The sequence below is a fragment of the Caballeronia sp. dw_19 genome (genome assembly GCF_018449515.1).
GTDB lineage: Bacteria > Pseudomonadota > Gammaproteobacteria > Burkholderiales > Burkholderiaceae > Caballeronia.
Genome location: NZ_JAAVUQ010000087.1, coordinates 1 through 5,408 on the forward strand (window position 1 = coordinate 1; position 5,408 = coordinate 5,408).

General features: G+C 52.4%; 2 tRNA genes and 3 rRNA genes. All 5 read left to right on the forward strand.

Features of this window, described 5'->3' with window-relative positions:
- Positions 1-72 precede the first annotated feature (72 nt).
- The 5 genes from HB376_RS40425 to rrf all read left to right on the forward strand — a co-directional run bounded on the left by HB376_RS40425 (position 73) and on the right by rrf (position 5,374).
- Positions 73-1,603 (forward strand): 16S ribosomal RNA (locus HB376_RS40425).
- Positions 1,604-1,672: 69 nt separating this feature from the next.
- Positions 1,673-1,749, forward strand: a tRNA-Ile gene (locus HB376_RS40430).
- A gap of 41 nt (positions 1,750-1,790) precedes the next feature.
- Positions 1,791-1,866: transfer RNA gene (locus HB376_RS40435), tRNA-Ala, on the forward strand.
- A 327-nt stretch (positions 1,867-2,193) separates the two neighbouring features.
- Positions 2,194-5,074: ribosomal RNA gene (locus HB376_RS40440) — 23S ribosomal RNA — on the forward strand.
- 187 nt (positions 5,075-5,261) lie between these two features.
- Positions 5,262-5,374 (forward strand): 5S ribosomal RNA (gene rrf, locus HB376_RS40445).
- Together the 16S, 23S and 5S rRNA genes with 2 tRNA genes alongside form the textbook arrangement of a ribosomal RNA operon.
- Positions 5,375-5,408 lie beyond the last annotated feature (34 nt).

Consider the following 5,408-nt stretch of genomic DNA (forward strand, 5'->3'; position numbering starts at 1 on the left):
AAGATGGGAGGAACTTGTCAGTACGTTGAGTGAGCGACCTATTCGCAAGAATAGAAAACAGTAACAGGCATTGAACTGAAGAGTTTGATCCTGGCTCAGATTGAACGCTGGCGGCATGCCTTACACATGCAAGTCGAACGGCAGCACGGGAGTAATCCTGGTGGCGAGTGGCGAACGGGTGAGTAATACATCGGAACGTGTCCTGTAGTGGGGGATAGCCCGGCGAAAGCCGGATTAATACCGCATACGATCTACGGAAGAAAGCGGGGGATCGAAAGACCTCGCGCTATAGGGGCGGCCGATGGCAGATTAGCTAGTTGGTGGGGTAAAGGCCTACCAAGGCGACGATCTGTAGCTGGTCTGAGAGGACGACCAGCCACACTGGGACTGAGACACGGCCCAGACTCCTACGGGAGGCAGCAGTGGGGAATTTTGGACAATGGGGGAAACCCTGATCCAGCAATGCCGCGTGTGTGAAGAAGGCCTTCGGGTTGTAAAGCACTTTTGTCCGGAAAGAAAACTTCTGCCCTAATACGGCGGGAGGATGACGGTACCGGAAGAATAAGCACCGGCTAACTACGTGCCAGCAGCCGCGGTAATACGTAGGGTGCGAGCGTTAATCGGAATTACTGGGCGTAAAGCGTGCGCAGGCGGTTCGTTAAGACAGATGTGAAATCCCCGGGCTTAACCTGGGAACTGCATTTGTGACTGGCGAGCTAGAGTATGGCAGAGGGGGGTAGAATTCCACGTGTAGCAGTGAAATGCGTAGAGATGTGGAGGAATACCGATGGCGAAGGCAGCCCCCTGGGCCAATACTGACGCTCATGCACGAAAGCGTGGGGAGCAAACAGGATTAGATACCCTGGTAGTCCACGCCCTAAACGATGTCAACTAGTTGTTGGGTCTTCATTGACTTAGTAACGTAGCTAACGCGTGAAGTTGACCGCCTGGGGAGTACGGTCGCAAGATTAAAACTCAAAGGAATTGACGGGGACCCGCACAAGCGGTGGATGATGTGGATTAATTCGATGCAACGCGAAAAACCTTACCTACCCTTGACATGGTCGGAACCCTGCTGAAAGGTGGGGGTGCTCGAAAGAGAACCGATACACAGGTGCTGCATGGCTGTCGTCAGCTCGTGTCGTGAGATGTTGGGTTAAGTCCCGCAACGAGCGCAACCCTTGTCCTTAGTTGCTACGCAAGAGCACTCTAAGGAGACTGCCGGTGACAAACCGGAGGAAGGTGGGGATGACGTCAAGTCCTCATGGCCCTTATGGGTAGGGCTTCACACGTCATACAATGGTCGGAACAGAGGGCTGCCAACCCGTGAGGGGGAGCTAATCCCAGAAAACCGATCGTAGTCCGGATCGTAGTCTGCAACTCGACTACGTGAAGCTGGAATCGCTAGTAATCGCGGATCAGCATGCCGCGGTGAATACGTTCCCGGGTCTTGTACACACCGCCCGTCACACCATGGGAGTGGGTTTTACCAGAAGTGGCTAGTCTAACCGCAAGGAGGACGGTCACCACGGTAGGATTCATGACTGGGGTGAAGTCGTAACAAGGTAGCCGTATCGGAAGGTGCGGCTGGATCACCTCCTTTCTCGAGCTCAACGTTTCAAAGTGAAGTGCTAAAGCGCTCACGCTTATCGGCTGTAAGAAGACAGGCTAAGGGTCTGTAGCTCAGTTGGTTAGAGCACCGTCTTGATAAGGCGGGGGTCGTTGGTTCGAATCCAACCAGACCCACCATTTACGTTTGTAAATGCAGACCCTCAAGCATCAAGGTACTTGGGGGATTAGCTCAGCTGGGAGAGCACCTGCTTTGCAAGCAGGGGGTCGTCGGTTCGATCCCGTCATCCTCCACCAATCACCAACGCATAGCATTCTTTATAAAGAGAGTGATTATGCATTGGCGATTGAGCCAGTCAGTAAGCGATTTTAAGCATAGCGCTTAGAGTCGTGCTGTCGTTCTTTAACAATCTGGAAGAAGTAGTAAAGAGATTCACGAAAGTACACTTAGAGATGGGTGTGTGAGTAGGTGAATCAGGGTTGTGATTGTATCAATGTATGAAAAGGTGATCGAAAGATTGCTTTGGAATACGGCGCAACACGAATACTCAACCTATAGCGGGGTGAAGAAAAACACGGTCCGGGGCAACCTGGGTAGTGTTTGGAGAGACACACTCGTTATAGGGTCAAGCGAACAAGTGCATGTGGTGGATGCCTTGGCGATCACAGGCGATGAAGGACGCGGTAGCCTGCGAAAAGCGACGGGGAGCTGGCAAACGAGCTTTGATCCGTCGATGTCCGAATGGGGAAACCCACTCCGAATGGAGTATCCATAGCTGAATCCATAGGCTATGAGAAGCGAACGCGGTGAACTGAAACATCTAAGTAACCGCAGGAAAAGAAATCAACCGAGATTCCCAAAGTAGTGGCGAGCGAAATGGGATCAGCCTGTACTCTTTAGCACGACCGTTAGCCGAACACTCTGGAAAGTGTGACCATAGCAGGTGATAGTCCTGTAGGCGAAAGCGGATGTGTGGAACTAGGTGTACGACAAGTAGGGCGGGACACGTGAAATCCTGTCTGAAGATGGGGGGACCATCCTCCAAGGCTAAATACTCGTGATCGACCGATAGTGAACCAGTACCGTGAGGGAAAGGCGAAAAGAACCCCGGGAGGGGAGTGAAATAGATCCTGAAACCGCATGCATACAAACAGTCGGAGCCTTGAAAGGGGTGACGGCGTACCTTTTGTATAATGGGTCAGCGACTTACGTTCAGTAGCAAGGTTAACTGATTAAGGCAGCCGTAGCGAAAGCGAGTCCGAATAGGGCGTTCAGTTGCTGGGCGTAGACCCGAAACCAAGTGATCTATCCATGGCCAGGTTGAAGGTGCGGTAACACGTACTGGAGGACCGAACCCACTAATGTTGAAAAATTAGGGGATGAGCTGTGGATAGGGGTGAAAGGCTAAACAAACTTGGAAATAGCTGGTTCTCTCCGAAAACTATTTAGGTAGTGCCTCGTGTATCACCTTCGGGGGTAGAGCACTGTCATGGTTGTGGGGTCCATTGCGGATTACTACGCCATAGCAAACTCCGAATACCGAAGAGTGCAATCACGGGAGACAGACATCGGGTGCTAACGTCCGGTGTCAAGAGGGAAACAACCCAGACCGCCAGCTAAGGTCCCCAAATATTGCTAAGTGGGAAACGAAGTGGGAAGGCTAAAACAGTCAGGAAGTTGGCTTAGAAGCAGCCATCTTTTAAAGAAAGCGTAATAGCTCACTGATCGAGTCGTCCTGCGCGGAAGATGTAACGGGGCTAAGCAATATACCGAAGCTGCGGATGCGGGATTTATCCCGCATGGTAGGAGAGCGTTCCGTAAGCCTGTGAAGGTGCATTGAAAAGTGTGCTGGAGGTATCGGAAGTGCGAATGCTGACATGAGTAGCGATAAAGGGGGTGAAAAGCCCCCTCGCCGTAAGCCCAAGGTTTCCTACGCAACGTTCATCGGCGTAGGGTGAGTCGGCCCCTAAGGCGAGGCAGAAATGCGTAGCTGATGGGAAGCAGGTTAATATTCCTGCACCATTGTTAAATGCGATGGGGGGACGGATCGCGGAAGGTTGTCCGGGTGTTGGAAGTCCCGGTCCTTGCATTGGAGAAGGCGCTTAGGCAAATCCGGGCGCGGAATTCAAGGGTGTGAGGCGAGCCGCTTAGGTGGCGAAGCAATCGGAAGTGGTTCCAAGAAAAGCCTCTAAGCTTCAGTTTAACAAGACCGTACCGCAAACCGACACAGGTGGGCGAGATGAGTATTCTAAGGCGCTTGAGAGAACTCGGGAGAAGGAACTCGGCAAATTGGTACCGTAACTTCGGGATAAGGTACGCCCCTGTAGCTTGACTGGCCTGCGCCAGGAGGGTGAAGGGGTTGCAATAAACTGGTGGCTGCGACTGTTTAATAAAAACACAGCACTCTGCAAACACGAAAGTGGACGTATAGGGTGTGACGCCTGCCCGGTGCCGGAAGATTAAATGATGGGGTGCAAGCTCTTGATTGAAGTCCCGGTAAACGGCGGCCGTAACTATAACGGTCCTAAGGTAGCGAAATTCCTTGTCGGGTAAGTTCCGACCTGCACGAATGGCGTAACGATGGCCACACTGTCTCCTCCCGAGACTCAGCGAAGTTGAAGTGTTTGTGATGATGCAATCTCCCCGCGGCTAGACGGAAAGACCCCATGAACCTTTACTGTAGCTTTGCATTGGACTTTGAACCGATCTGTGTAGGATAGGTGGGAGGCTATGAAACCGGAACGCTAGTTTCGGTGGAGCCGTCCTTGAAATACCACCCTGGTTTGTTTGAGGTTCTAACCTTGGTCCGTGATCCGGATCGGGGACAGTGCATGGTAGGCAGTTTGACTGGGGCGGTCTCCTCCCAAAGTGTAACGGAGGAGTACGAAGGTACGCTAGGTACGGTCGGAAATCGTGCTGATAGTGCAATGGCATAAGCGTGCTTAACTGCGAGACCGACAAGTCGAGCAGGTGCGAAAGCAGGTCATAGTGATCCGGTGGTTCTGTATGGAAGGGCCATCGCTCAACGGATAAAAGGTACTCTGGGGATAACAGGCTGATACCGCCCAAGAGTTCATATCGACGGCGGTGTTTGGCACCTCGATGTCGGCTCATCTCATCCTGGGGCTGTAGCCGGTCCCAAGGGTATGGCTGTTCGCCATTTAAAGAGGTACGTGAGCTGGGTTTAAAACGTCGTGAGACAGTTTGGTCCCTATCTGCCGTGGGCGTTGGATATTTGAAGGGGGCTGCTCCTAGTACGAGAGGACCGGAGTGGACGAACCTCTGGTGTACCGGTTGTCACGCCAGTGGCATCGCCGGGTAGCTATGTTCGGAAGAGATAACCGCTGAAAGCATCTAAGCGGGAAACTCGCCTTGAGATGAGATATCCCTGGAGCTTTAAGCTCCTTGAAGGGTCGTTCTAGACCAGGACGTTGATAGGTCAGGTGTGGAAGTGCAGTAATGCATTAAGCTAACTGATACTAATTGCCCGTAAGGCTTGATCCTATAACAAGTGTGTCTCCTATGGCCCAGTGCCAGACGAACGCGCAAGGTTGAGATCAGTGTTGTGCCAGTACTAAACACAACCCAAGCAACACCAGTAATAACGAGGCGTGCTCAACACATGCACTCGACTACTTCTTCCCCAGATTGGTTGTGATGGCCTTAACCCCCACCACAACACCCCTTTATGCCTGATGACCATAGCGAGTCGGTACCACCCCTTCCCATCCCGAACAGGACCGTGAAACGACTCCACGCCAATGATAGTGCGGATTCCCGTGTGAAAGTAGGTAATCGTCAGGCTCCTCATCCGCCGCTCGTAACCTGTGCAGCTAAA